This is a genomic window from Novisyntrophococcus fermenticellae, from assembly GCF_018866245.1.
GTDB classification, from domain to species: domain Bacteria; phylum Bacillota; class Clostridia; order Lachnospirales; family Lachnospiraceae; genus Novisyntrophococcus; species Novisyntrophococcus fermenticellae.
Genome location: NZ_CP076458.1, coordinates 181619 through 206912 on the forward strand (window position 1 = coordinate 181619; position 25294 = coordinate 206912).

Here is a 25294-nt window from a genome sequence, read left to right on the forward strand (position 1 = left end):
ATACCCTCTAGTGGACCATGACATCTACATCACTGTCTTCCCCGCCACGGATTTCTACTGTCACTTTATGGGGCAGGCAGATGATGGATTCATGGTCATAGTGAATTGCCCTGTGTTCCACACAAATCTTATCCGGACAGTTTGCCTCTTTCATCCTTACCTTTCCATCCTTGATTTCAAGGATATTGTAATCCGCCGTCTTTTCTCCGATGAGCAAAGTTGCATCTTCACTCAGCGGCAGGGTTTTATATATCTTTTTATCAACGGTTACAATAACCTCTCCACCTTCTTTTTTATTCCATGTCATACATAGTATTGCCACAAGAGCAATGATAAGGATTCCGGCAATAAGTATCCAGTCATTTTTTTTTAGTTTTATCATACATCGCACCATTTTTCAAAACCACTGCTATACTTTGTACTATAATTCGGGAATACCCACAAGGCTTCTACACCGTCCAGTTTTTCAATCAGCTTACTTCCTTCCTCATATGGCATGTTAAATACTGCCGTAGAAAGGGCATCCGCCATGCCGGAATCTTTACATATAATAGAAACAGAAAGAAAGTATTCGGCAGGCATCAATGTTTCCGGGTCAATAATATGATGATACTGTTTTCCATCTACGGTATAATACCGTTCATAGACACCGCTGGTTACCAGTGACTCCCCTGATAAATGCAGAATATAAAGGGTTTTATCTTCACTGGATAAATCCGGATTTTGAATTCCGACACTCCAGGGAATCTCCTTTCCCTTTTCATCGAACTTGTTTCCGATTGTTCTTACATTCCCACCCACGGATATCGACCCGTTCGCAAAGCCTGCTTTTTGCAAGGTGACTGCCGTGCGCTCTACCGCATATCCTTTGGCAATGGCACCCACATCCAGGCTCATCTCGGGATCCTTCAGATAAACCGTGGATGCCTTTTCATCAATAATCATATCGTCTATATTGATGTGAAGGTTGCGTGCTTTTAATTCCTCGTAATCAGGAAGCGTAGCGGATTCCGGGTCGCTTTGACCTGCCGTCCGGTGGTCGTGCCATAAGGAAAGCACATCCCCAAAGGCGATATTTACCTTGCCATCTGTCTTCTTATCCATTTCCCCAGAAAAGGAGAGAAGATCCAGGATTTTCTGATCCACTTTTACCGGCTTTACACCTGCATTGTCGTTAATCGTCTTTATATTATTCACGCCATCATAATCGTTATAGATGTCAAAAAGCTGATTATATACTTCCAGCTCATCATAGGCCATCTGGCTGTATCTTGTAAACACATCCTTGTTTTCTGTATATCCCACAATTACGCTTACCGTGTCAAAAAGCTCAAGAAAGCTGGCGTCGTAACGCTTTTTTGTATGTCCCGAGCAAGCCGGAAGTGATGATAAGATTGTGAATCCTACTAAAATTGCTGCTATTGTTTTACTTAACTTCATCCCTATTCCCTGTATAGTTGGATTATTTTGCGTTTGCTGCAGCCTTTTCAACTACGGATATAAAAGGTGATACATGCACTGTTACAGAAGAAATTAAATCCGCATCTGCAGCAAGTCCTTCACTGTCCACGGAAATTCCGCCGACTTCTGCTGCTGTTTTTCCCGTTACATAAGCAGAAAACGCATCCGCCTCTTCATACCACTCTTTGCCGATAGAAGAAGCTTTCTTCATCCCATATGCATTGCCAAGCTCCTGCTTTGTTTCTACAGCGGCTTTCAAATCAGAAGTGATTTTTCCTGTTGTATCAAAGTTTACATCACCTTGGGACGCGTCTACATAGCAGCTTGTTATCTTGCTGTCTGCGTCCGTGGTTACAACAGAATACATGGAATAAGCCTGTGCAAGGCCCTTTTCCTCAGCGGTTGCATCTTTTGAGCTGGACATCTGTGTATCAATGCCCAAACCAATCGTATCTGTGCCTTTTGCACCTAAATCCTTCGCATTGGCAACAGCTTTTTCAACTGCGGAGACAAAGTCACCGATGTGGATGGTTACAGAGGAGGTCAGATCCTCTTCCGTAGGGACGCCCTCGTCATTTACAGCGATTCCTTTGATCTCATCTACTGTTTTTCCTATCGTATATTCAGCAAAGGCATCCGCCTGCTCATTCCACTCCTTACCGATAGAAGAAGACTTTCCCAGTCCGTATTCAGAACCAAGTTCCTGCTTGGATTTAAAAGTGGTCGAAGCATCTGTTATAAGCTTGCCTTCTGCGGAAAAGTTGATTTTTGTCTGGGCAGAGTCAATTTTGCAATCCAGAATTTTACCATTCGCATCAACCAGCACAGCCGCTGCCGTGGAGTCTATCTGTGCCAGGCCATCCTCTGCTCCCGCAGGCGCTGAATTGGAAATAGATGTACTTACGGAAAGTCCGGTTTTCGCTGCATCAGAAGCCGGTTCAGAAGTTGAAGATTCGGGTTCCGCCGATTCAGATGTTTCTGATTTTGCATTTGAGGTTTCCGGCTTTGATGATGCATTTCCCCCTCCGCAAGCGGTGAGTGTTCCCAGTGTCAAAGTGCTGCAGATTAATAAAGCTGCTATCTTTTTCATATGATACCTCCATTTTATAGAGCCGTCAAGGCGGCTGAATTTTATTTCAATCCGGTTATCCGGATGAATAACGAGAAAATCAGATTCTGTTCAGAACCACGGCCAGAAATACGGCCAGGGTGTCAGCACCCATAATTAGAATAAAGTTCATGATACTGAGATTAAAGGTCGTACCCTTATCCTGCTTCCTAAAAAAGGCTCGAATATTCTTCTGCACCGGTAGGATGGTAAGAAGAGAGAGCAGCATTACCGGCGGAAGAATCTGAAACAGGACCATCAGAACTGTGGAAACATAAGTCATGTAATAAAGCCCCGCAAACAGAAAAAGAGATTTTTTCCCGATATAATAAGGGAGTGTATGTCTCCTTACTGCAATATCTTTTTCTAAATCACAGATATTATTCGCCAACATAATGTTGGCTGTTACTGCGAAAGGTGTGATAGAAAAAAGAAGCAGAGTAAGTACCGGGAGAATCTGAATGGACAGAGAGACTGTTTTCAGACTCAAACGATAAGTTAAGAAGGTTCCCTCCGGTGAATTAATATACATCAGGAGGAAGGGAATTACTACTCCATAAAAAAATCCGGATATCACTTCTCCAAGAGGCATTCTGGAAATCGGAAGAGGACCGTAGGTATAGCATACTCCGAAAAGGAAGCAGATTCCGCCGGTAACCAGAACAACCAAATCCGTCAGAAAGGCAAGATAAAGCCCGAAAGCAGCGCTGATTCCAAACAGAACATAGATAATCAAAAGTGCCTGCCTCCGTCCAAAGGCAAGAATCTGATCATTCTCTTTTGTGTCAATATAGTTGTTAATTGCAGTAGTAGTCAGGTCAAAGAAAAACATTCCTGCAAAAAAAACCAGTGTTTTGCCCCAGTGCATTTCCTGTCCCTGATATAAAAGAAAGCCCATAGTTAGAAGGAATGTCAATGTACTTGTAATTTTTGTCTTTATCTCAATATAATCAAAGAATTTTGCAGGCAAGCTTTTTATCCCCTCTCTATATTTCAACTTTCAATCCAGTTGCTTTTTTAACAATTGCAGTAATTTTTAAACGCTTTTCTTCTGTTACCTCCAGCTTTTCGATCGTACGTTCCGCTTTCCTATAATAGCGTCTAATCATCTGCTTTGCGTAATCCAGGCCGCCCGACGCTTCAACCGCCTGATTGATTGTATCTCTTTCAACATTTCCGGTGGAGGCCTTCTGCTTAAAATCAGGAAGCTTCTCCAAGGCATGGATGAAAGGAAGGGTAATTACACCCTGTTCGTAATCCGACTGAACAGGTTTTTTTGCCTGCTCTATAGTCTCATCAAAATCCAGGCAGTCATCTTGTATCTGGAAAATCAAACCGGCATAGTTTCCGATTTTTCTATATTTTTTGACCTCTGCCGGAGAAGATCCGCCTAAAATCGCACCTGCATGGAAAGAAGCTTCGAAGAGGGCAGCTGTCTTTCCGGATATGATTTTTATATATTCGTAAACACTTAAATTCAAGTTGTAGTTATTTACGTTCTGTAACAGTTCTCCGAGACACAGCCTGCTGATATAATCTGGTATATCAAGTTTTACGTAGTTCTCCCGGTCCGGAATAGCCGAAGCCATCTTTAATGCAAGGCTTAAGAGGTAATCTCCGCAAATGACTGCTGTACGCTTTCCATACTTTTTCTGAAGTGTTTCTGCCCCCCGCCGTAAGTCTGAATTATCAATCACATCATCATGAACGAGCGAGGCCAGATGAATGGTTTCGATTGCTGCCGCTGCGTATGCTGCTCCGGAAGGGATCAGTCCTTCCGGATCTTGTGCGCAAATCAGTACGGAAACCGCACGAATCATCTTACCCTGAGAGGTGGACAGATGCGTCAGATATTCATTGATGATGCGGGGAGATTTGGTAAGAGCCTTGTGTATCTCGGTCTTTACAAGTGTGAAGGCTTCTTCGTATGTTAATTTCTCCATGTTATCACCTATAACTTTTTTAGTCATGATACAGATACCACTTCCGGATCAGGGGCAGCTTTTTCCACCATTTTTTCAGAACAGGCATCACATAGTAATCAAGACCCAGTGTTCTTCCGGCACCGATTAATACTGCAATTCCTGCAAAAACCATCCAGAAGGTACCCAGATATAAGCCTGTGGTGCATACAAACATAAACTGTAAAACGAGGGATACCGCTGCCGCCGGTGAGGTAAAGAGTCCGCCCATCAGTGCGAGCCCGATTAAGATTTCTGCGATTACAATCAGAATCTGCATAAACATCTGCACACCGTTATTAGGCAGAATCACCTTATCTACAAACCAGTTTATAAGAGGAACATCCAGCTTAAATGCAAAATCACTTAAGGTTGAAGCAGCAAGGTCAGCCCCGCTGACAAATATCATCTTGAAAAGCCCCAGGATGTTCCAGTTAAAAATCACGTGTCCGACGGAGGCGGCGGCATCGGCGGCACCGGTTGCCGAACTGACAACATCTGCTGCGGAACTACTTGCAGCAGCGGTCGTTGCTGAGCTTATCGAGTCGGTGACCGCTTTCCCGGCACCGGAGTTCAAAATACTGTTATACCAGGAGACTGCACCGCCGAAAAAGGCCTGTAGTTTTGGTTCGTTCAACCAGCCCTCTACAATCTTCATGATTCCTTCAAACAACCATACGGCGCCCAGCCAGAATCGCAGAGGAACAAGAAGAAAACTGGGCGTTCTGTTGGAAAAATGTCCGCCTACAAAGCTTCTGCAGTTGCGGATGGTAAAAAATTCATGTTTGACATAGCTAAATATTTTATTCCAGCCCAATACCTGGATGAAATAAATAATATTAATAAAGTGTTTTGCAAACATAGCCAGGAAGGACGGTAAACGGAAGAAATGTCCCGGGAGACCCACATGAGCGACTCCGTAACGGCCTCCGATACAGACCATGACACCGTGGAAGGCCGGTTTGTATTCCTCCGGTTCACCTTTCCCCGTCAATGCACAGACAATATTGTGAGCGGCAGTTCCGGCACTTTGCTCACAGTTTTCGACCATCTGGGGAACGGATACTTCCTGCCCGTCCGGAACATAATACATGTTATCGCCGATTACATATACGGATTCATCTTTTGTAGAACGAAGATAGTTATCCACCGGGATACGTCCGCCTCTTTGCTTTTCCAAAGCATCAGCGGCAGCAGCAGCCACATTGCTGCTCTGGATTCCAGCTCCCCAGATTACAGTTCCCATGGTTCTGGTTTCATTCTTTCCGTCACAGGCTAACTCAATCGTATCTTCCGTAATACGGGCTACAGATGTACCCATACGAAGTTCAACCCCCATCTTCTGCAGCCTTTTTGCAACCTTTGCAGACAGCTTTTCCGGAAGATTCGGAATTGGCCTGCTTAAGGCATCCACATTTATAAGGGTCACTTCATCTCTGTTTACTTCATATTTTTCACAGAGAATCGGTACATATTCCGCAAGTTCTCCGATCATCTCAACGCCGGTAAAGCCTGCGCCTATTACGTAAAAGGTAAGCATTTTTCTGCGTTTTCCGGTGTCTTTTTCTGCGGAAGCCTTCCGGAATGTATTTAAAATATGATCTTTTAATACAATAGCGTCTTCATAGGACCAAAGTTTGTAAGTATACTCCTCCGCCCCAGGAATTCCGTAAAAAGTTGGTCTGGAGCCGGAAGCCAGCACCAGATAATCATATGCGTAAGAGGCGGCTTCGCCCTTTACTGTCTTTGCCTCAAAATCTACTTCGGTTACTGTATCCAGCTTCACAGCGACATCCCTGCCGGCAAATACTTTCTTTAAGCTGATTTTAATGCTGTCTTCATCCACCCTGCCGGCAGCAACCTCATGCAGCTCTGTAAGCATAGTATGGAAAGGGTTTTTGTCAATGATGGTAATCTCAACATCACCTTGTCTTTTTTGTTTTTTGATTTTTTTGGCGATTTTTTTTGCCGTAAGAATTCCGGCATAACCCGCTCCGATAATTACAATTTTCTTCATACACGCTCCTCCACGGTCTTGTTTAATTTAGAATGCCCCTTTTTTTCAGAAAAAATGTGGCATGAGAGTTTGTTAATTATTTAACGACAGGGTTGCAAAAAGTCTACGTTTCCAGTATAATAAATGAATATATTCAAGTACATATTTGTTTATAATAAAGGATAACTCTATTAGCTGCAAGTAGGTACTTTAAAGTGCCCAGGTATCTTTTAGTATCCCTGGATTTTGTTAAGAAATCGGATAACATGCCCATGCGGCTGCTTGAACTGAAAATGAAAGGTGTATGTTATGGAAACAAGCATGGATAAACATGAAAACTGTTTTTTTAAAGAAACATGTCTTAAGGAGGAGCTCTGTCCCATGGTACTGGTACATAAACTGCTCTCCGGAAAGCGGAAACTTACGATTTTATGGCTTCTAAGCAATAGAGTTATGCGTTATAATGAAATCTTAAAATGTATACCTGATATTAAAAAAAAGATGCTTACCACGCAATTGAGAAGTCTGGAAGAAGACCATCTGATTACACGGAGAATCTATCCTACAGTTCCCGCAAAGGTGGAATACGAGATAACGGAAATCGGAAAACAGACGGTACCCATTATGGAGATGATGCATCATTTTGGTATTTCTTATATAAATACCTTCCATGATGAGATGACGCTTCGAAAACGTGCAGAATAACTGAAGAAACAGACGGAGGCCAGGATGTCATTACAATTGATTCTCGGAAGCAGTGGGGTGGGGAAATCTCATTACAGCTTTACGCATATAATAGAGGAGTCCCGGAAACATCCGGAAAAAAAGTATCTGGTAATCGTACCGGAGCAGTTTACGATGCAAACCCAGAAAGAGCTGGTATCGCTGCATCCTGATAAAGCTATATTGAACATCGATGTCTTAAGTTTTCACCGCCTGGCCTACCGGGTGTTGGAGGAAGTAGGGGGAGCGCCGCATCCTGTACTGGAAGAGGCCGGAAAGACTTATGTTTTACAGCGGGTGGCTCAGGAACAGCAGAAAAACCTGAAGATCCTGGGTGCAAATCTGAAGCGGATGGGCTCCATATCTCAGATGAAGTCTCTGGTTTCCGAGCTGATGCAGTACCAGGTAGATGTAAGCGGTCTGGAACAATGGGCAGAGGAGGCAAAATCCAAGCCCTTACTGGCCGGCAAGCTTTCAGACGTCTCTGTAATCTATAAAGGATTTATGGAATTTATAGAGGGGCGTTACATCTCCGGAGAAGAGATTCTGGATGTGCTTTGCAGGCGGATGGGGGAGTCCAGGCTTGTGCGTGGAAGTATGGTGCTTTTGGATGGATTTACCGGGTTTACCCCGGTACAGAATCAGGTTGTGGGAGAATTGCTGCAGCTGTGTGAACGTGTGATGGTGACAGGTACCATCGATAAGGAAGAGGATGCATTTCACTATGAAGGCCCCCACAGACTATTTTCCATGACAAAGAAGATGATACAAAAGCTGACACATATCTGCCGGGAGAAGCGGGTCTCGATAGAAGAAACGGTTTATCTGGATCATAATGAAAACAGCCGGTTTGCACATGCGCCTGCTCTTAAAGCACTTGAGGCCAATATTTTCAGGTACAACGGCAGACAATATAAGGAAAAGCAGGATGAAATCACCATAAGTGTGATGGAGAATCCAAAAACAGAGCTGGAGGAGGTGGCACGCCAAATCCATAAAACTGTCCGGGAACAGGGCTTCCGTTACAAGGATTTTGCGGTTGTAACCGGAGCGCTTGAGACCTATGGATACTATGCGGAAGAAGTATTTCAGAAGCTCGATATTCCCTGCTTCGTGGATGAAAAGCATTCTGTATTGATGAATACTCTGGTGGAATTCATGCGTGCAGCAGTGGATTTAGTCGTTCAGAATTTCAGCTACGAGAGTGTATTCCGATACTTAAGATGTGGTATGAGCGGCTTGTCTGTGCAGGAGACAGATGAGATGGAGAACTATGTAATTGCCCTTGGAATCAGGGGAATCCGGAGGTATGAGGAGTCTTGGGTTCGGGTTTACCGGGGGATGGATACGTCCTCGCTTGTGTCTGTCGAAGCCCTCAGAAAACGCATGATGGAGGAGATTGGTTCATTTGCCCGTGCGTTCAGGAAAAAAAATCTCACAGTTGAAGAACGGACAAGAGCGCTTTATCAGCTGATTTGGGATTGCCGGATTCAGGAAAAAGTGAAAGCACAGGAAGCGGCGTTTCAGAGAACTGGTAATACGGCAATGGAAAGGGAATACAGTCAGATTTTCGGCATCATGATGAATCTTCTGGATAAGCTGGTAGAGGTGCTGGGGCAGGAAAAGGTCAGTATGGTTCATTACCAGGAAATTCTGGAGGCAGGACTTCTGGAGGCAAAGGTAGGGCTGATTCCCCCCACCGCCGATCAGGTGATGATTGGTGATATGGAACGTACCAGATTAAAAGATGTGAAAATCCTGTTTTTCGTGGGCATTAATGAGGGCGTGATTCCAAAGCCTGTTTCCAGGAGCGGAATTTTATCAGAGACAGACCGGGAATACTTGTATTCGAAAGATGTGGAACTGGCACCTACCAGCCGGGAAGAGATGTATATGCAGAGATTTTATCTCTACTTGAATCTGACGAAGCCATCCAAAAAGCTTTGCCTGTCCTACTGCAAATCGAGCGGTAAGGGAGAGGCTCTGCTTCCGGCATATCTGATCGGGATGATTCTGAAACAATATCCACAGATAGAAGTCCGGGATGTCCGCAAAGCATGTGATCTGGAACGGATGGAGACACAAAGGGACGCCGTGATGCCCTGGATCGAGGGATTGAGACAATGGAAAGAAGGGGGAGAATCTTCGGTCTGGAAAGAGCTCTATACCTGGTATTGTAAAAATGACAGGTACAAAAACCAGATGAAGGAGCTGGTGGAGGCCGCCTTTTACGAGAATCCTGTGGAAGCGGTAAGCAGAGCAGTAGCCAAAGCCATGTATGGCAATGTACTGGTGAATTCAGCTACACGTCTGGAACAATTTGCGGCCTGTGCATTTTCACATTTCATCAAGTATGGACTGGAACTTTCAGAACGTGCTACTTATGAGTTCAATGCAGCGGATATGGGAAGTATCATGCATGAAGCACTGGAACGGTTTTCCAAAAAGCTGAACGAAAGAGGACTCCGCTTAAAAGAGCTGACGGAGGATCTCCGGGGAGCACTCATTGATGAAAGTGTAGAGGAACTGGTACATAGTTACGGAAATACCATTCTTGACAGCAGTCACAGGAATCAGTACATGATTACCCGTGTGAAGCGTATGCTTCGAAGAACCGTATGGGCTTTGCAGGCTCAGGTTGAGAAAGGGATGTTTGAACCGCAGGGGTTTGAAGTTTCCTTTGCGACGGAAGATGATCTTTCAGCCACGAACATTCATATTTCCGCTGATGAACAGATGAAGCTTAAAGGGCGGATTGACCGCATGGATATCTGTGAAACAGAGGATAAGGTTTATGTGAAAATCATAGATTATAAATCGGGAAACACCTCTCTTAACCTGATAGAACTGTACTATGGGCTGCAGATTCAGTTGGTGGTATATATGAATGCTGCCCTTGAACTGGAGCAGTTAAAGCATCCCGAAAAGGAAGTGGAACCTGCAGGAATTTACTATTATAAAATCGGGGATCCGCTTGTTGCGGCAGCAGACGGAGACAGTGAAGAAGTAATCATCCGGAAAATCCTGCAAAGTCTGAAGCTGGATGGGCTTTCCAGAGCAGAGGATGAAGTGATACAGCTTCAGGATCAGACACTGGGTGCCGGAAGCAGTTCTGCGGTAATTCCCGTGGGTTATAATAAGAACGGAAGTCTGAGCCGCTACTCACATGTAGCCGACGGACAGGAATTTTCGGTTATCAGCCGTTTTACGAATCAGAAGATTCAGGAGATAGGAAGGGAGATTCTGGAAGGCTATGTACAGGCATCCCCCTATAGGCTGGAGAATAAGGATGCATGTACCTATTGTCCCTATCATGGAATCTGTGGCTTTGATGAAAGAATTGATGGTTTTACTCATCGAAATCTGAGAAAAGAGAAGCAGGAAGAGATACTGAAGAAAATGAGAGAGGAACTATAAGTATGGCTGTATCCTGGACAGAAGAACAACAGAAGGTAATCGATTTACGAAACCGGAATATACTGGTCAGTGCAGCGGCCGGTTCCGGTAAGACAGCAGTGCTTGTGGAAAGAATTCTTTCCATGGTGACGGACGAGGACAATCCCATCGATATTGATTCTTTGCTGGTTGTGACATTTACCAGGGCGGCAGCAGCAGAGATGAAGGAGCGCATTCGAAATGCACTGGAAGCAGAGCTTTTAGAACACCCGGAGAATGAACACCTGCAAAGGCAGAGTGCTTTGATACATAATGCCCAGATTACAACAATTCACGGGTTTTGCACCTATGTGATTCAAAACTATTTCCATATGATTGATTTGGATCCGGTCTACCGGATTGCGGATGAGGGAGAGCTGAAGCTTTTAAAAAATGAAGTGCTGCAGGAGCTTTTAGAGGAGGCTTATGAAAAATCAGAAGAGGAGTTCTTAAATTTTGTAGAGTGGTATGCCCCCGGAAAGAGTGACAGCGGTATTGAAAAATTAATCTTAAAGCTCTATGACTTTGCCGTCAGTTATCCTTTTCCGGAGGAGTGGCTGAACGGATGTCTGGAAATCTACGAAGCGGACAGCAGGGAAAAGATAGAGGCCGCCGGATGGATGCAAGAGCTGTCTGAAGAGATGCACACACAGCTTGCCAATGCGCTTGAAATCACAAGACAGAATCTGAAAAATGCAGAAAAAGCAGACGGTCCATACATGTATATTCCTATGCTGCAGGCGGATGAAGAGCTTATACAAAGCCTTATAGAACTGAATACCTATGATGCTCTCTGCGCAGGATTCAAGAACATCCAATTCCAGACACTGTCCAGAAAAAGGGATGATTCGATAGATGAGAACCAAAAGAAACAAGTAAAAGGATTAAGAGATGATGTGAAAGCCATATTGGGTGAAATCCGTGAGAAATACTGTCCTAAAACTATAGAAGAGATTCAAAGGGAGCTTTTCATCTGCAGAGGGCCGGTTCGTGTTTTAATACACCTGACGGAACGCTTTATGGATATTTTTGCGCAAAAGAAGCGTAAAAAGAATCTGATGGATTTCTCGGATCTGGAGCATTTTGCGCTGAAAATCCTGGTAGAAAAAGAAGGCGGTACCTATATCCGAACCGAAGCGGCCAAAGAACTGGCTGATCGCTTTTCAGAGGTTATGATTGATGAATATCAGGACAGTAACTATATTCAGGAATTTTTGCTGGAAGCTGTGTCCAAAGTGAAAGACGGCACTTATAACCGTTTTATGGTCGGGGATGTCAAGCAGAGTATCTATGGTTTCCGCCTTGCACGCCCGGAGCTTTTTCTGGAAAAGCAGCAGCGTTATACACTGGAGGAGGGTCTTGAACAGAGAATTGATTTACACAAAAATTTTCGAAGCAGAGCGAATGTACTGGACACCATCAATGATATCTTTGGACAGATTATGGCGCAGGAGCTTGGGGGAATTGAATATGATGAGCAGGAGGCTCTTTATGTCGGGGCAGATTACCCGGAAGGGGGAAATCCTGCATTTGGGGATACCGAGGTCCTTCTTATTGACAGTAAATCTCCTGAATTAGAGGACAGTAAGACAAGGCAGCTGATGATTGAAACCGAAGCGCTTACAGTGGCTCAGAAAATACGCTCGATGATTGGCTGCGAAATGGTGTGGGATAAGACTTTGAAATCTTACCGCCCTATGGAATATAGAGACTGTGTGATACTTCTGCGTACCGTAAGTGAGTGGGCGGATATCTTTTCCCGGGTTTTGCAAAGTCAGGGGATACCGGCATATACCTCCTCCAGGACGGGGTATTTTTCTGCTTTGGAGGTCGTGACGGTCCTTAATTACTTGAGAATCTGCGATAATCCCAGGCAGGAGATACCATTTGCTGCTGTACTCCATTCTCCCATAGGAAAATGTTCGGCAGAAGAACTGGCGGCTGTAAAGAGTACCTATCCTGAATTGAAGATATATGAAGCCTGTACCCGCTATGCAAAGGAGGGGGGCAAAGAGACAATTCGGATAAAGCTGAAGGGATTCTTAGACGGACTGCATGACATCAGACAGAGAACCCCCTATACACCCATCCACCAGTTAATTGTGGAGATCCTGGATAAGACGGGATATGGAACCTATGCCGCAGCGATGCCGGCGGGACAGCAAAGAGAGGCAAATCTTCATATGCTGGTGGAAAAGGCAGTTGATTTTGAAGCTGGCAGCTATCGCGGTTTGTTTAATTTCGTTCGCTATATCGAGGAAATTCAGAAATATGAGGTGGATTTTGGGGAAGTCAACATACATGGTGAGACGGCGGATACGGTTCGAATTATGAGCATCCATAAGAGTAAAGGCCTGGAGTTCCCGGTGGTCTTTGTGTCAGGCATGGGAAAAAAGTTCAATTTTATGGATGCAAATGGAGCCGTTGTACTTCATTCCCAACTGGGAATCGCCTCCGATGTGATTGATACGAAAAGACGGACGAAGGACAGCTCACTCATAAAGCAGGTAATCAGGCAGCGGATGGTAAAAGAGACTCTGGGAGAAGAGCTTCGCAATCTCTATGTGGCACTGACAAGGGCAAAGGAAAAGCTCATCTTAAGTGGATCGGGAGATTTGAAGAAATGGATCGAGAGCTGTACGCATCTTATGTATGATGAACGGAGGCACCTCTATTATGGACGGCTTACGGGAGCAAGATGCTATATGGACTGGGTGATTCCCGCACTCGCAGGGCATCCTGCATTTGCCCCTGTGCATGAGATGTTCGGACAAAAGTTTTTAAGGCAGGGGCCTTTATCTGGAAGCCCGACAGGACTTCAAGTGCATGTCGCAGCACCGGCGTCTCTGGTAGAACATGAGATGATTGCCCGGATGGACCGGGTGGTAAAAAAGCAGGAGCTGTTGGACTGGGATATTCAAACACCCGGGGAACCCCGGATACAGAAATTGCTGGAAGACAGGTTTTCCTATGTATATCCCTATGAGAAACTGGCATCCATACCGGTTAAGATGACCGTATCCGAATTGAAAAAGGCCGGAGAGGAGGAACCCGGTGAAGAACTTTATCCCACCCCGGATATTGTTCCGCTGATTCCGAAATTCGTGCAGAACGAAGTGTCTGCTCTGGAGGGTGCGGCCAGAGGAACCGTATATCACAAGGTATTCGAAGAACTGGATTACAGTCGGCTGATCATACATATAGACGAACCCCTTCCGGAGTTAAACCACCAGCTGGAGGAGATGATTTCTCAGGGAAAACTAAAAGAAGAAGATAAAATCTGCCTGGACACAGAGGACCTGGTTCGATTCCTTCATAGCGGTCTGGGCAGGCGGATGTGCCGTGCAGGAGCGGATGGAAAACTGTTTCGGGAACAGCCATTTGTCATGGGAATTCCGGCAAAAGAAGCTTATGAAGACTGGCCGGAACAGGAGATGGTTCTGGTGCAGGGCATTATCGATGCTTACTTCGAGGAAGAGGACCAGCTTGTGATTGTGGACTATAAAACCGATAAGGTGCCGGATAAAACGGGGCAGTCTCTGGTGGAAAAGTATGGAAAGCAGCTGCTGTATTATAAAAGAGCGCTGCAGCAGATCACAGGAAAGACCGTGAAAGAGATGGTAATCTACTCCATTACATTGGGGAGAGAAGTTTTTCTTTCCTGATATGGCCGCTGCGAATACATAACAAAGTGAGTGAGGAAATCTTACGCATGGTTGTGTGTTTGCGGCGGCTTTAGCTTCTATAACAATCTTAATAAATTCTTAAAGAAAATCCAGTTGACTTTTTTGCATATGTATAATACTATACAGTATATAATATAAAAATAAAAATAATATGATTTTGGAAATAGTATGATACCAGGATCACAGAGTGCGGAACGATTCGTAGTATCATAGTGAATTGTGAAGAAAGGAGGAGTGACGGCATGGTTTTTAATACTGGCGCAGCTCTGCTGGATGCGATTGTACTGGCAGTTGTCTCCCATGAAAAGGAAGGCACTTATGGGTATAAGATCACGCAGGATGTAAGGGAAGTAATCGGCGTGTCGGAATCTACTCTGTATCCGGTACTGAGACGGCTGCAGAAAGATGAATGCCTGATGGTTTATGATATGGAATTCGGTGGCAGAAACCGCAGATATTATAAGCTGACAGAAAAAGGTGAGGTGCAGCTCCGGCTGTATAAGATGGAGTGGAAAAGTTATTCCAGAAAGATTACAACGTTATTTGAAGAGGGAGGAACAGGCGTATGAACAGAATAGATTTTATGGCGCAACTGGAGCGCCTGCTCTGTGATTTGCCGGAAAATGAGAGGCAGGATGCCTTATGCTATTACAATGATTATTTTGACGACGCCGGGGAGGAGAAGGAAAGCTCCATCATTCAGGAACTGGGCAGCCCCGGAAAAGTTGCGGCTACGATTCGTGCAAGTTATCGTGGTACTTCCGAAAACCATGGAGAGTATACGGAGAATGGATACCGGGACAGTCAGTTTTCGGAGAAGAGCCAGATGCCGGTTCAAAGAAGCACCGGGGGCGACAGCCGGAAGCAGCAGGAAGAATCCCATGGCCGGTCATATCAGGGCGAGAAGCAGAGCAATCAGGGACATAAACGCCGCGGAGTGGGTGGGTGGTTTCTCATCATTCTTGCGGTAATTATTCTGGGACCGGTTGTTTTCGGGGTCGGAGCAGGGGCAATCGGGACGTTGGCCGGAGTGCTGGCGGCTATAGCCGCATTGCTTATTTCCGGATTTGCAGTGGCCATAGGAGGAATTGCGGGAATTATAAAAGGAGCTGTAATTATGGCGGCGTCTCCCGGATCCGGGCTGGTGGCTATAGGGGGTGGTTTTATCCTCCTGGCAGTCGGATTATTGCTGATTCTCTTCTTCGCATGGCTTTTATTTAAGATTTTGCCAAAAGCCTTTCGCGCAATTGTCAACTTTTTGTCCAGAGTATTTCACCACGGACGAGGAAGAGATGAAGGAGGTGAAGCGCATTGAAAACATGGAAAAAGGTATTACTGATCGTCAGCGGAATCGCTCTGGCTATAGGAATTTCCTGCGTAATTATCGGATTTGCTCTCGGCTTTAATCCGAGAGATATCACAACAGGAAGAGCCAATAGGCATATGCTTTATGAATGGGATTGGGACGATTGGGATAACTGGGATGGATGGTGGAATAATAGAGGCAGTGACAGAAATGCCTCGGATTCACGGGAAGCAGCATTCACAGATATATATAATTTGGATATTGATGTAAAATACAGCAGTGTCGTTCTGAAAGTCTATGAAGGGTCCGAAATCAGGGTTTCTGCCAAACGACTGAATGCTTCCAAATATACAGCAAAAAGTGCGGATAATACACTATATATTATGGATGAAACCCACCATACCGCGAAAGGATCTGAGATTACAATTCTTATACCCAGGGATACACATTTTGATGAAGTATCCATGGACGTAGGAGGAGGTGAAGTGAAAATCGACACCTTGAATTCCAATGAATTTTCAGCAGAAATCGGAGGAGGCCGTCTTTTGGTAACCGAATCTCTGAATGCGTTGGAAGTCGATTGTTCTGTTGGAGCCGGCCAGATTGCGTTATCAAACCTGACATGTACAGAGCTGGAACTCGATTGTGGAGCCGGTCAGGTAACTGCTGTTATAGAAGGAAGCCAGTCTGATTATCGGATGGAAGGTGACTGTGGAATCGGGCAGATTCAATTTGGAACCGATCATTTTTCAACCATGGGAAAAGAATTTACCGCAGGAACAGGATCTAAATTAATCCATGCAGATTGCGGTGTCGGACAGATTGATGTACAATTTAAGCAACAATAACATGAGAGAAAGGAAGTAATATTATGGATCAAAATAAAAGATTATATCGTTCTTCGACAAATTATATGCTATGCGGAGTATGTGGAGGAATCGCTGAATATTTCAACATTGACCCTACACTTATACGGCTGGCATGGGTACTTATAAGCGTATTGGGTGCAGGTTCCGGAATTATTGCTTATATTCTTGCGGCAATCATTATTCCCAAATAAGAAAGGGTACAAAATTGTAACAGCTAGTATAAATCTTCATAATCTGGTCACACTCCTAAATAGTTAAAGAAAGGAGTGTGACTTTTTTGAGTACCAAAAAAGAAAAAAGGATTGACTTAAATAATCTGACCTCTGAAGAAGTCATGAAATATGAGATTGCCAGAGAACTGGGATTGCTTGACAAGGTGTTGGACAGCGGATGGAAGACCCTGACGGCGAAAGAGACCGGACGTATCGGCGGTCTGATTACAAAACGTAAAAGAGAGGCTCAAATCGATAAGATGGATACATCCACAGAGGAACTGAGAGGATAACCTGACAAAAGTGTCATTATGCATATGGAGTAAACCCGGCAGAACAGGACGGATACATCGAGCGGTGGTGTACCCGCCCTGTTTATTTTATAGAAAAATGTATTTAATTAAAAGCTGGAAGTATAAAGTCAGGTGTTATATAATGATACCAGGGTCAAAAGGTCATGCGCTTCATGCCAGCATGAAAAAGTAAAGAAAGGGATACAGTTATGAAAGAGATAAAGATTTCGGATACGGTCCAATATGTAGGTGTGGATGATAAGACTCTGGACTTATTTGAAGGTCAATATAAGACGCCGAATGGTATTTCATACAATTCTTATGTAATATTTGATGAAAAAATCGCAATTATGGATACCGTGGATAAAAGAGCTACATACGAGTGGACCAGGAATTTGGAAGGGGTTTTGGATGGGCGGGCTCCAGACTATCTGGTAATTTCCCATATGGAACCGGATCATGGAGCAAATGTCAAGAATCTTACGGAAAAATATCCCGAGATGAAAATCGTGTCAAATGCAAAGGTTTTTACGATGCTGACACAATTCTTTCATATGGATTTTTCTGATCGCGGTATTGTAGTGAAAGAGAAGGATACACTGGAACTTGGAACACATACCCTGCAGTTTTTTATGGCACCTATGGTTCATTGGCCGGAGGTAATGGTTACTTATGAGCAGTCGGAGAAGATTCTGTTTACTGCCGATGCGTTTGGAAAATTCAGCACTTTAGATATAGAGGAAGACTGGACGGATGAAGCCAGAAGGTATTATATCAACATTGTCGGAAGATATGGGATGCAGGTGCAGAATCTCCTAAAGAAAGTGAAAACTCTGGATGTTCGGAAAATCTGTTCTTTACACGGTCCGGTGCTGGATGGAAACCTGGAGTACTATCTGGAGAAATATAGTACATGGAGCAGTTATGAGCCAGAGGATAAAGGCGTTTTGATTGCCTGTGCGTCCATCTATGGGAATACCGCAGAGGCGGCCCGGAAGCTTGAGGCTATACTAAAAGAGCAGGGGGCCGGCCGGGTGGTATTCTGTGATTTGACCAGAGATGATATATCCCAGGCAGTGGCTGATGCGTTTCGCTATGATAGGATGGTTCTGGCATCTGTTACCTACGATGGACATCTGCTCCCCTGCATGGAGGACTTCCTCTGCCATCTGGAGCTGAAGAATTATCAAAAGAGAAAAGTAGCCGTCATTGAAAATGGCTCCTGGGCTCCCGCAGCAGGTAAATTGATACGGGGATATATAGAAGGCATGAAGAACGTGGAAATCTGCGAAACATCGGTGTCCATCAGATCTTCTGCCGGCGAAGAGGATGTGAAGAAGCTGGGAACTCTGGCGAAAGAACTTCTACAGTAAAGAGATACCGAAGTAAATAGACAGGAGGCTGTCATAAAATGATTAGAATTTTTCATTTTGTGACAGCCTCCTGTTTTGAGAATCAATAAATCACTTAAATATGAAAGTCATCGTAAGGAGTCTGCCGTAGTCCGGAGTTCCCGTATTTTCTCACCGAAGGTTTATGCCTGCTGATCAGGTACAGACAGAATCCGGTAAGCAGAAGTCCTATCAGCATTGCAAGAAAGCTCAGATAGTTATTAAAGTACTTATCCTCCAGATCCATCAGGAACGTGCCGAATAAGTTAAAAAAGGCATGAAAGGTCATACTGGCCAGCAGTGTATGATACTTCTGTACTAAATAACCCATTAAAAAACCCAGCAGGAATGCATAGATTCCCTGAACCAGATTCATGTGAAAAATTCCAAACAGAAGTGCCTGTAAAAAGTTTGCGAGAACATAGGAGGCTCCTGCTTTCCGGAATAAGTTCATAGTGAGTCCCCGGAAGGTCAGTTCTTCTACAACAGGAGGCAGTATCAGGGTGGAAAAGACCCATAGAACCGAGTAGGTGAGCATTCCGGAATTTTCTATCAAATCATTATAATTGTCGACTGAGTGTGGCATGAAAACCGCAAGCAGAATAAATAACAGGCTCATGGAGTGGCTCACACCGAGGGCCAGAAAGCCGACAGGCACAATGGAGGAAGGACCAAAGCTGCCGGTTTCCAGTTCTCTTTTTCTTTTTTTAAAAAATGCATGATAATACCACAGTGCTGCAGGAATCAGTGCACAGGTATACATAATAACAGAAATCAAATTCAGATTGTTCATGTAGGCATTAAGTGCCGCATCGGTGCCCTGACCGAAGCCCAGAGCCATATGATAAATCATCATAAAGAAAACGATGATATTCGGTACCAGAAGGACAATTCCCATAATCATTAAAAATGGCAAACAGGCATATAAGTATTTGCTGATTTTTTTCACGTTCCGTCTCCTCATATTCGCAGGTATTTTTTCCTCAGGTTTATTTAATAATAAGTATATCATAGATTTGTAAATTAATTAATAACATTTGCACGAAAAAAGCCTCATAAATTTGTGAATTAATTTGATTGAAAATGATTGAATTTAAATGATATTAGATTTATAATTAGATTACAATCAAAAACGGTCAAATATGAGAGGAGGAAACACATGGTCTATACGGTAACCTTTAACCCGTCTCTTGATTATGTGGTTGCAGTCGATGATTTTCAGCTGGGTATGACAAACCGCACCACATCGGAACAGTTATATCCGGGAGGGAAGGGAATTAATGTTTCTGTTATACTAAAGCACCTGGGAGTAGAAAGTACGGCACTTGGCTTTACCGCCGGTTTTATCGGCGAAGAAATCCGGCGAAATGCGCAGGAAATCGGGGTAAATGCCAGCTTTATCCGGATTGACAAAGGGAACTCGAGGATCAACTTAAAGCTGCGTACAATTGAAGGGACAGAGATTAATGGACGCGGGCCTTCTATCCCGGTTGAGAAGGTACATGAACTTCTGGAAAATCTGGAACAATTACAGGACGGGGATGTTCTGGTACTGGCCGGAAGTATACCTGCGAGCATTCCAGACAGTATTTATCGTGATATTCTGAAGCGGGTGGCTGAAAAAGAGATTATGACAGTCGTAGATGCGACCGGGGATCTGCTGGTCAATGTACTGGAGTACCATCCGTTTCTGATAAAACCAAACCAGCATGAACTCGAGGAGATTTTTCAGATTCAGATTACAGAAAGGGGTGAAATCGTGCATTATGCGAAGCTGCTGCAGGAGCAGGGAGCTAAGAATGTTCTGGTATCCATGGGAGGAAAAGGAGCCATCCTTGTTGCAGCTGACGGCGAAGTATACGATGCAGCAGCACCAAAGGGAAAACTGATGAATGGGGTCGGAGCAGGCGACTCTATGGTTGCCGGATTCTTAAGCGGCTGGATGGCGGAACATAACTATCAGCACGCATTTCACATGGGAGTGGCAGCCGGAAGTGCAACCGCGTTTTCAGAATATCTGGCAGAGCGGGACGAAGTAGAACGTGTCTATCATCAAATTATGAAGGAGGATATGTGAATGAGAATTACAGATTTACTGGACAAAAGAAGTATTAATCTGAATGGAGCGCCTCATAGTAAGAAGGAGGCATTGGACCAGATGGTTGAGCTGATGGTCCGATCGGGAAAGATCAATGATAAGGAAGCATACCGCAGGCTGGTATATGCCAGAGAAGAAGAGAGTACGACGGGGGTCGGTGAAGGCATTGCAATTCCGCATGGAAAAGGTGATGCGGTGGACCGTCCCGGGCTGGCAGCAATGGTCGTACCGGAAGGTGTGGATTTTGAATCGCTGGATGGAGAGCCTGTAAGCCTGATCTTTTTAATTGCAGCGCCAAACACAAAAGATAATATTCACCTTGATGTATTAAGTAAATTATCCGTATTAATGATGGATGAGGAATTTGCGGAAGCACTGCGCCATGCAGGCTCGGCAGAGGAATTTTTAAAGATTATTGATGATGCAGATACGGAAGAGAACAAGGCTGATGCGGTGGCAGAAGTAAAAGAGGAGGGTCAGAAGAAGATTCTGGGTGTCACTTCCTGTCCGACTGGTATCGCCCACACCTATATGGCAGCAGAAGCAATTGAAAAAGCTGCCAAGGCGAGAAATTGTTTTGTGAAGGTAGAAACACGTGGTTCCGGAGGAGCGAAGAATGTTCTGACACAAGCCGAAATTGATGAGGCGGACTGCATCATAGTTGCGGCAGACGCACAGGTTCCGATGGATCGATTCAATGGTAAAAGATTAATTGAAGTACCGGTTTCGGAAGGAATAAGCAAGGCCGGCGCTCTGGTAGAGAAGGCTTTGTCCGGTGACGTCCCGGTTTATAAGGCCAGCGGAAAAGACGGCAGTGCATCCGTTTCTTCAGCAAAGAGCGGCAGTATCGGACATCAGGTTTACACCCAGCTGATGAACGGGGTGTCTCACATGCTTCCATTCGTGGTTGGCGGCGGTATTTTAATTGCCTTGGCCTTCCTGATTGATGGATTAAGTATCGATATTAATTCTCTGTCGGCAGAGGCCCGTGCGAATTTCGGTACGATTACACCGGTTGCAAAGCTGTTTAAAGACATTGGCGGAACAGCATTCGCTTTCATGTTTCCGGTACTGGCAGGATTTATCGCTATGGCAATCGGAGACCGCCCGGCCCTGGCACTGGGCTTTGTGGGAGGTATGATGGCTTCCCAGGGTAAATCAGGATTTCTGGGTGCTCTGGTTGTTGGATTTGCAGCAGGATACCTCGTTCTTGCCTTGCGCAAATTATGTGAAAAGCTTCCTCAGGCAATCGAAAAGATTGCACCGGTTCTTATCTATCCTGTAGTCGGAATCCTGGGAATCGGGCTGCTTATGAATTTTGTTGTTGAACCGATTATGGGTGGAATCAATACCGCATTAAATAATGGATTGACTGGAATGGGTGGATCTAGTAAACTGGTATTAGGAGCTCTGCTGGGCGCTATGATGGCAGTCGACATGGGCGGCCCATTCAATAAAGCGGCTTATGTTTTTGGAACAGCATCTATTGCTTCAGGAAATTACGATGTGATGGCAGCAGTTATGGTCGGCGGTATGACTCCGCCCTGCGCGATTGCACTGGCAACCTTATTATTTAAGAATAAGTTTAATAAGGAAGAACGGGAGAATGGCCCTATGAATTTCATTATGGGACTGGCATTTATTACTGAAGGGGCGATTCCTTATGCAGCATCCGATCCGCTGCACGTTCTGCCGGCATGCCTGATCGGTTCCGGTGTGGCAGGAGCACTTTCTATGTTGTTTAAGTGTACACTTATGGCACCTCACGGTGGAATATTTGTTGTCCCTGTTGTTGGGAACGCCCTGATGTATCTGGTGGCGTTAGCAGTCGGAACCGTGGTGAGTGCAGTTCTTTTGGGTGTATTTAAGAAAAAGGTTACGGTATAAAAATAAAAGTTGAAAAGGAAGAAAGCGATGAAGGAATTCAAATATGTGATAACGGATCCGGAAGGAATCCATGCACGTCCTGCCGGGATGCTGGTGGCGGAGGCGAAGAAGTTCAACAGCAGCATTAAGCTGACAAAGGGTGAGAAAAGCGGAGACTGCAAGAAGATATTCGGACTGATGGGACTGGGAGTAAAAAGCGGTGAAGAGGTTTCATTTACCATTGAGGGTGATGATGAGGATACTGCTTTTGATGCAATCCGGGAATTCATGAAGGAGAACTTGTAATCATTTGGCATTGTACTTTCTAAGGAGAGAAGCTATGAAGAATTATCAGGGAAAAGCAGTTGTCGGTGGAATTGCAATTGGAAAACTTTGTATATACCGCAAGGGTGAGCAGAAAGTGAAACGTGAAAAGATCACCGATACGGATCGTGAGGCTAAGCGCTATATAGAGGCGCGCGAGGAGGCATCCCGGCAACTCGGGATGCTGTATGACAAAGCACTTTTAGAAGTCGGTGAGGCTAATGCAGCAATTTTTCAGGTCCATCAGATGATGCTGAACGATGGTGATTATAACGAGTCTGTGGAAAATATTATCCGGACCCAGAGTGTGAACGCCGAGTATGCGGTGGCAGCTACCAGTGATAACTTTTCCCAGATGTTCGCTGCAATGGATGATGATTACATGAGGGAGAGAGCTGCTGATGTAAAAGACATATCAGAACGTGTTCTTTCTGTCCTGGGAGGGCGTAAGAGCGGTGCTCCGGATATGAAGGAGCCGTCAATCATCGTCGCCGACGATCTGGCACCATCAGAGACGGTACAATTAGATAAGGACATGGTGCTGTCATTTGTTACAGCCAGGGGGTCTGTCAATTCCCATACAGCGATTCTGGCACGGACGATGGGAATTCCGGCACTGATTGGTACCGGTATCCCGGTGGAGCAGCTGGTGGATGGCAAGACGGCGGTTGTTGACGGATTTCATGGAGTTATCTACATCGATCCGGATGAAGAGACATTGGAAAAGATGAAAGCGCTTCAGGAGGAAGACAGGCAAAGAAAAGAACTTCTGCAATTACTTAAAAATAAAGAAACAGTGACAATTGATGGGAAGAAAATCATGCTTTATGCGAATATCGGTGACATCAAAGACCTGGCTCTGGTTCGTCAGAATGATGCCGGTGGAATTGGATTGTTCCGAAGCGAATTTATCTATCTGAACCATGACCGGTACCCTTCTGAAGAGGAGCAGTTTCAGATTTATAAAACGGTGGCAGAAACAATGGCGGGTAAAAAAGTAATTATCCGTACACTGGATATAGGCGCAGATAAGCAATGTGACTACTTCGAACTTAAGCCGGAGGAAAATCCGGCTTTGGGATATCGGGCAATCCGCATCTGCCTTACCCGTCCGGAGCTGTTTAAAACGCAGCTGCGTGCGCTGTTCCGGGCAAGCGGATATGGGAATCTGGCAATTATGTACCCGATGATCACATCCGTTTGGGAAGTACAGAAAATTAAAGAAATTGTAGAGGAAGTAAAGGCGGAGCTGAGTGAACAGGGAATCAGCTACGGACAGCCGCAGCAGGGGATTATGATCGAGACACCTGCAGCAGTCATGATCAGCAAAGAGCTTGCAGAGCATGTTGATTTTTTCAGCATCGGAACCAATGATCTGACGCAGTATACCCTGGCAATTGACCGTCAGAATCCACAGCTTGACGATTTTTATAATCCCCATCATCCCGCAGTACTTAAAATGATCCGTATGGTCATAGAAAATGCTCATAAGGCGGGTATATGGGCCGGCATATGCGGGGAGCTCGGGGCTGATCCGGAATTGACAAAGGAGTTTCTGGCCATGGGGATTGATGAGCTGTCTGTGTCACCGGGAAGCATCCTGCCCATTCGGAAGATAATTCTGGAGACCGATATTGAATCATATAAGCAGAAAATGGAATCTTAAGGCGGAGGAGCTATGCTGACAGAAAAGCGTTATGGCATGATTTTAGAGCTTCTGGAGAAGAAAAGGACAATCACAGTGACGGAGCTGACGGAACTGCTTCATGCCTCGGAATCGACGATACGCCGGGATCTGAATGCATTGGACCAGGCCGGAAAACTCGTGAAGGTATTTGGAGGAGCAATTGCAGTAGACCTGCCATTTCATCCGGAGGAGCCATCGGTTGCCCAAAAGATGGAATTGATGCAGGAGGAGAAGAAGCGGATTGCCGGATATGCGGCAAATCTGATTAAGCCGGATGATTTTATATATCTGGACGCAGGTACCACTACAGGTTTTATGATTGACTTTATTGTAGGGAAGAACGTGACAATTGTTACGAATGCAGTCGATCATGCCAGGCGGCTGGCGGCAGCGGGAATGCGGGTACTTCTGATTGGCGGGGAGCTGAAGGGAACGACGGAGGCAGTCGTGGGAAATCATGCGATATTAAGTCTTCAGGACTACCACTTCAGTAAGGGCTTTTTTGGAACGAATGGTATAAGCAAAAAGGAAGGGCTGACAACTCCGGACTATAATGAGGCCATGGTGAAAAAAACTGCTGTGAATTCCTGCCGCGAACGTTATGTACTGTGTGATTCAGCCAAGTTTGGGAATATAAGTTCGGTGACCTTCGCTCCTTTAAATGCTGTAAAAATAATAACAGACAAAGTACCTGCGGGAACATTTGCAGAAAATCGGAATATAATTGTTGCTTTTTAAAAAGCTATAAACTTCATCTGACAGAACCGTCCATTTTATGGGCGGTTCTTCTTGACACACCCGAAATCATGGATTATAGTAAGAGAAAACATTCATTATCAGTGTACCTTTTACTCTAATTCCTCTGCTGGAAATTCAAA

Annotated in this window: 21 protein-coding genes; 14 read left to right on the plus strand and 7 right to left on the minus strand. The window is 44.9% G+C overall.

Features of this window, described 5'->3' with window-relative positions:
* Window positions 1–7: 7 nt before the first annotated feature.
* The 6 genes from KNL20_RS00830 to KNL20_RS00855 all read right to left on the minus strand — a co-directional run bounded on the left by KNL20_RS00830 (window position 8) and on the right by KNL20_RS00855 (window position 6547).
* Entirely contained in the window at window positions 8–382 is a 375-nt protein-coding gene (locus KNL20_RS00830; RefSeq protein ID WP_230398808.1) for a NusG domain II-containing protein, read from the minus strand.
* Window positions 379–1440, minus strand: a complete 1062-nt coding sequence (locus KNL20_RS00835) for an FAD:protein FMN transferase (protein WP_230398809.1) — start codon at window positions 1438–1440, stop codon at window positions 379–381. The genes KNL20_RS00830 and KNL20_RS00835 overlap by 4 nt, the downstream gene beginning before the upstream one ends.
* Before the next feature lie 22 nt (window positions 1441–1462).
* The gene (locus KNL20_RS00840) at window positions 1463–2551 is read right to left on the minus strand and encodes a hypothetical protein (RefSeq protein ID WP_230398810.1); all 1089 of its coding nucleotides are present in this window, start codon (window positions 2549–2551) and stop codon (window positions 1463–1465) included.
* A gap of 79 nt (window positions 2552–2630) precedes the next feature.
* Complete coding sequence (locus KNL20_RS00845; protein ID WP_230398811.1) at window positions 2631–3539, minus strand: UbiA family prenyltransferase; 909 nt, start codon at window positions 3537–3539, stop codon at window positions 2631–2633.
* Between the two features lie 16 nt (window positions 3540–3555).
* Window positions 3556–4512, minus strand: a complete 957-nt coding sequence (locus KNL20_RS00850; RefSeq protein WP_230398812.1) for a polyprenyl synthetase family protein — start codon at window positions 4510–4512, stop codon at window positions 3556–3558.
* A 19-nt stretch (window positions 4513–4531) separates the two neighbouring features.
* The gene (locus KNL20_RS00855) at window positions 4532–6547 is read right to left on the minus strand and encodes an NAD(P)/FAD-dependent oxidoreductase (RefSeq protein ID WP_230398813.1); all 2016 of its coding nucleotides are present in this window, start codon (window positions 6545–6547) and stop codon (window positions 4532–4534) included.
* Window positions 6548–6907: 360 nt separating this feature from the next.
* On the opposite strand from KNL20_RS00855, the gene KNL20_RS00860 reads away from it, so the two are divergent.
* The 9 genes from KNL20_RS00860 to KNL20_RS00900 all read left to right on the plus strand — a co-directional run bounded on the left by KNL20_RS00860 (window position 6908) and on the right by KNL20_RS00900 (window position 18423).
* Window positions 6908–7231 (plus strand): winged helix-turn-helix transcriptional regulator, encoded by a 324-nt coding sequence (locus KNL20_RS00860; RefSeq protein WP_230398814.1) that lies wholly within the window; start codon window positions 6908–6910, stop codon window positions 7229–7231.
* Between the two features lie 24 nt (window positions 7232–7255).
* Window positions 7256–10666, plus strand: a complete 3411-nt coding sequence (gene addB, locus KNL20_RS00865) for a helicase-exonuclease AddAB subunit AddB (RefSeq protein WP_230398815.1) — start codon at window positions 7256–7258, stop codon at window positions 10664–10666.
* Between the two features lie 2 nt (window positions 10667–10668).
* Window positions 10669–14349 carry a helicase-exonuclease AddAB subunit AddA gene (gene addA, locus KNL20_RS00870; RefSeq protein WP_230398816.1) on the plus strand — a complete coding sequence of 1227 codons (3681 nt, stop codon included), beginning with the start codon at window positions 10669–10671 and terminating at the stop codon, window positions 14347–14349.
* Window positions 14350–14612: 263 nt separating this feature from the next.
* Window positions 14613–14939 (plus strand): PadR family transcriptional regulator, encoded by a 327-nt coding sequence (locus tag KNL20_RS00875; RefSeq protein WP_230398817.1) that lies wholly within the window; start codon window positions 14613–14615, stop codon window positions 14937–14939.
* Complete coding sequence (locus tag KNL20_RS00880) at window positions 14936–15685, plus strand: DUF1700 domain-containing protein (protein WP_230398818.1); 750 nt, start codon at window positions 14936–14938, stop codon at window positions 15683–15685. Before KNL20_RS00875 ends, KNL20_RS00880 begins: the two co-directional genes overlap by 4 nt.
* Window positions 15682–16524, plus strand: coding sequence for a DUF4097 family beta strand repeat-containing protein (locus tag KNL20_RS00885; protein ID WP_230398819.1), 843 nt, complete (start codon window positions 15682–15684; stop codon window positions 16522–16524). Before KNL20_RS00880 ends, KNL20_RS00885 begins: the two co-directional genes overlap by 4 nt.
* Window positions 16525–16547: 23 nt before the next feature.
* The gene (locus KNL20_RS00890; RefSeq protein WP_230398820.1) at window positions 16548–16736 is read left to right on the plus strand and encodes a PspC domain-containing protein; all 189 of its coding nucleotides are present in this window, start codon (window positions 16548–16550) and stop codon (window positions 16734–16736) included.
* 86 nt (window positions 16737–16822) lie between these two features.
* Entirely contained in the window at window positions 16823–17050 is a 228-nt protein-coding gene (locus KNL20_RS00895) for a small, acid-soluble spore protein, alpha/beta type (protein ID WP_230398821.1), read from the plus strand.
* A 209-nt stretch (window positions 17051–17259) separates the two neighbouring features.
* A complete protein-coding gene (locus KNL20_RS00900) occupies window positions 17260–18423 on the plus strand; it encodes an FprA family A-type flavoprotein (RefSeq protein WP_230398822.1) in 1164 nt (387 codons plus the stop codon).
* 94 nt (window positions 18424–18517) lie between these two features.
* Here the strand turns inward: KNL20_RS00900 and KNL20_RS00905 are convergent, their stop codons facing one another.
* The gene (locus tag KNL20_RS00905) at window positions 18518–19390 is read right to left on the minus strand and encodes a CPBP family intramembrane glutamic endopeptidase (RefSeq protein ID WP_230398823.1); all 873 of its coding nucleotides are present in this window, start codon (window positions 19388–19390) and stop codon (window positions 18518–18520) included.
* Between the two features lie 210 nt (window positions 19391–19600).
* On the opposite strand from KNL20_RS00905, the gene pfkB reads away from it, so the two are divergent.
* From pfkB to KNL20_RS00930, 5 genes are read left to right on the plus strand one after another with little or no spacing between them, the layout of a single operon-like run.
* Window positions 19601–20518, plus strand: coding sequence for a 1-phosphofructokinase (pfkB, locus tag KNL20_RS00910; RefSeq protein ID WP_230398824.1), 918 nt, complete (start codon window positions 19601–19603; stop codon window positions 20516–20518).
* Complete coding sequence (locus tag KNL20_RS00915; protein WP_230398825.1) at window positions 20519–22426, plus strand: PTS fructose transporter subunit IIABC; 1908 nt, start codon at window positions 20519–20521, stop codon at window positions 22424–22426.
* 27 nt (window positions 22427–22453) lie between these two features.
* Complete coding sequence (locus KNL20_RS00920) at window positions 22454–22711, plus strand: HPr family phosphocarrier protein (protein ID WP_230398826.1); 258 nt, start codon at window positions 22454–22456, stop codon at window positions 22709–22711.
* A gap of 34 nt (window positions 22712–22745) precedes the next feature.
* Window positions 22746–24395 (plus strand): phosphoenolpyruvate--protein phosphotransferase, encoded by a 1650-nt coding sequence (gene ptsP / locus KNL20_RS00925; protein ID WP_230398827.1) that lies wholly within the window; start codon window positions 22746–22748, stop codon window positions 24393–24395.
* A gap of 12 nt (window positions 24396–24407) precedes the next feature.
* Window positions 24408–25154 (plus strand): DeoR/GlpR family DNA-binding transcription regulator, encoded by a 747-nt coding sequence (locus KNL20_RS00930; RefSeq protein ID WP_230398828.1) that lies wholly within the window; start codon window positions 24408–24410, stop codon window positions 25152–25154.
* Window positions 25155–25294: the final 140 nt, after the last annotated feature.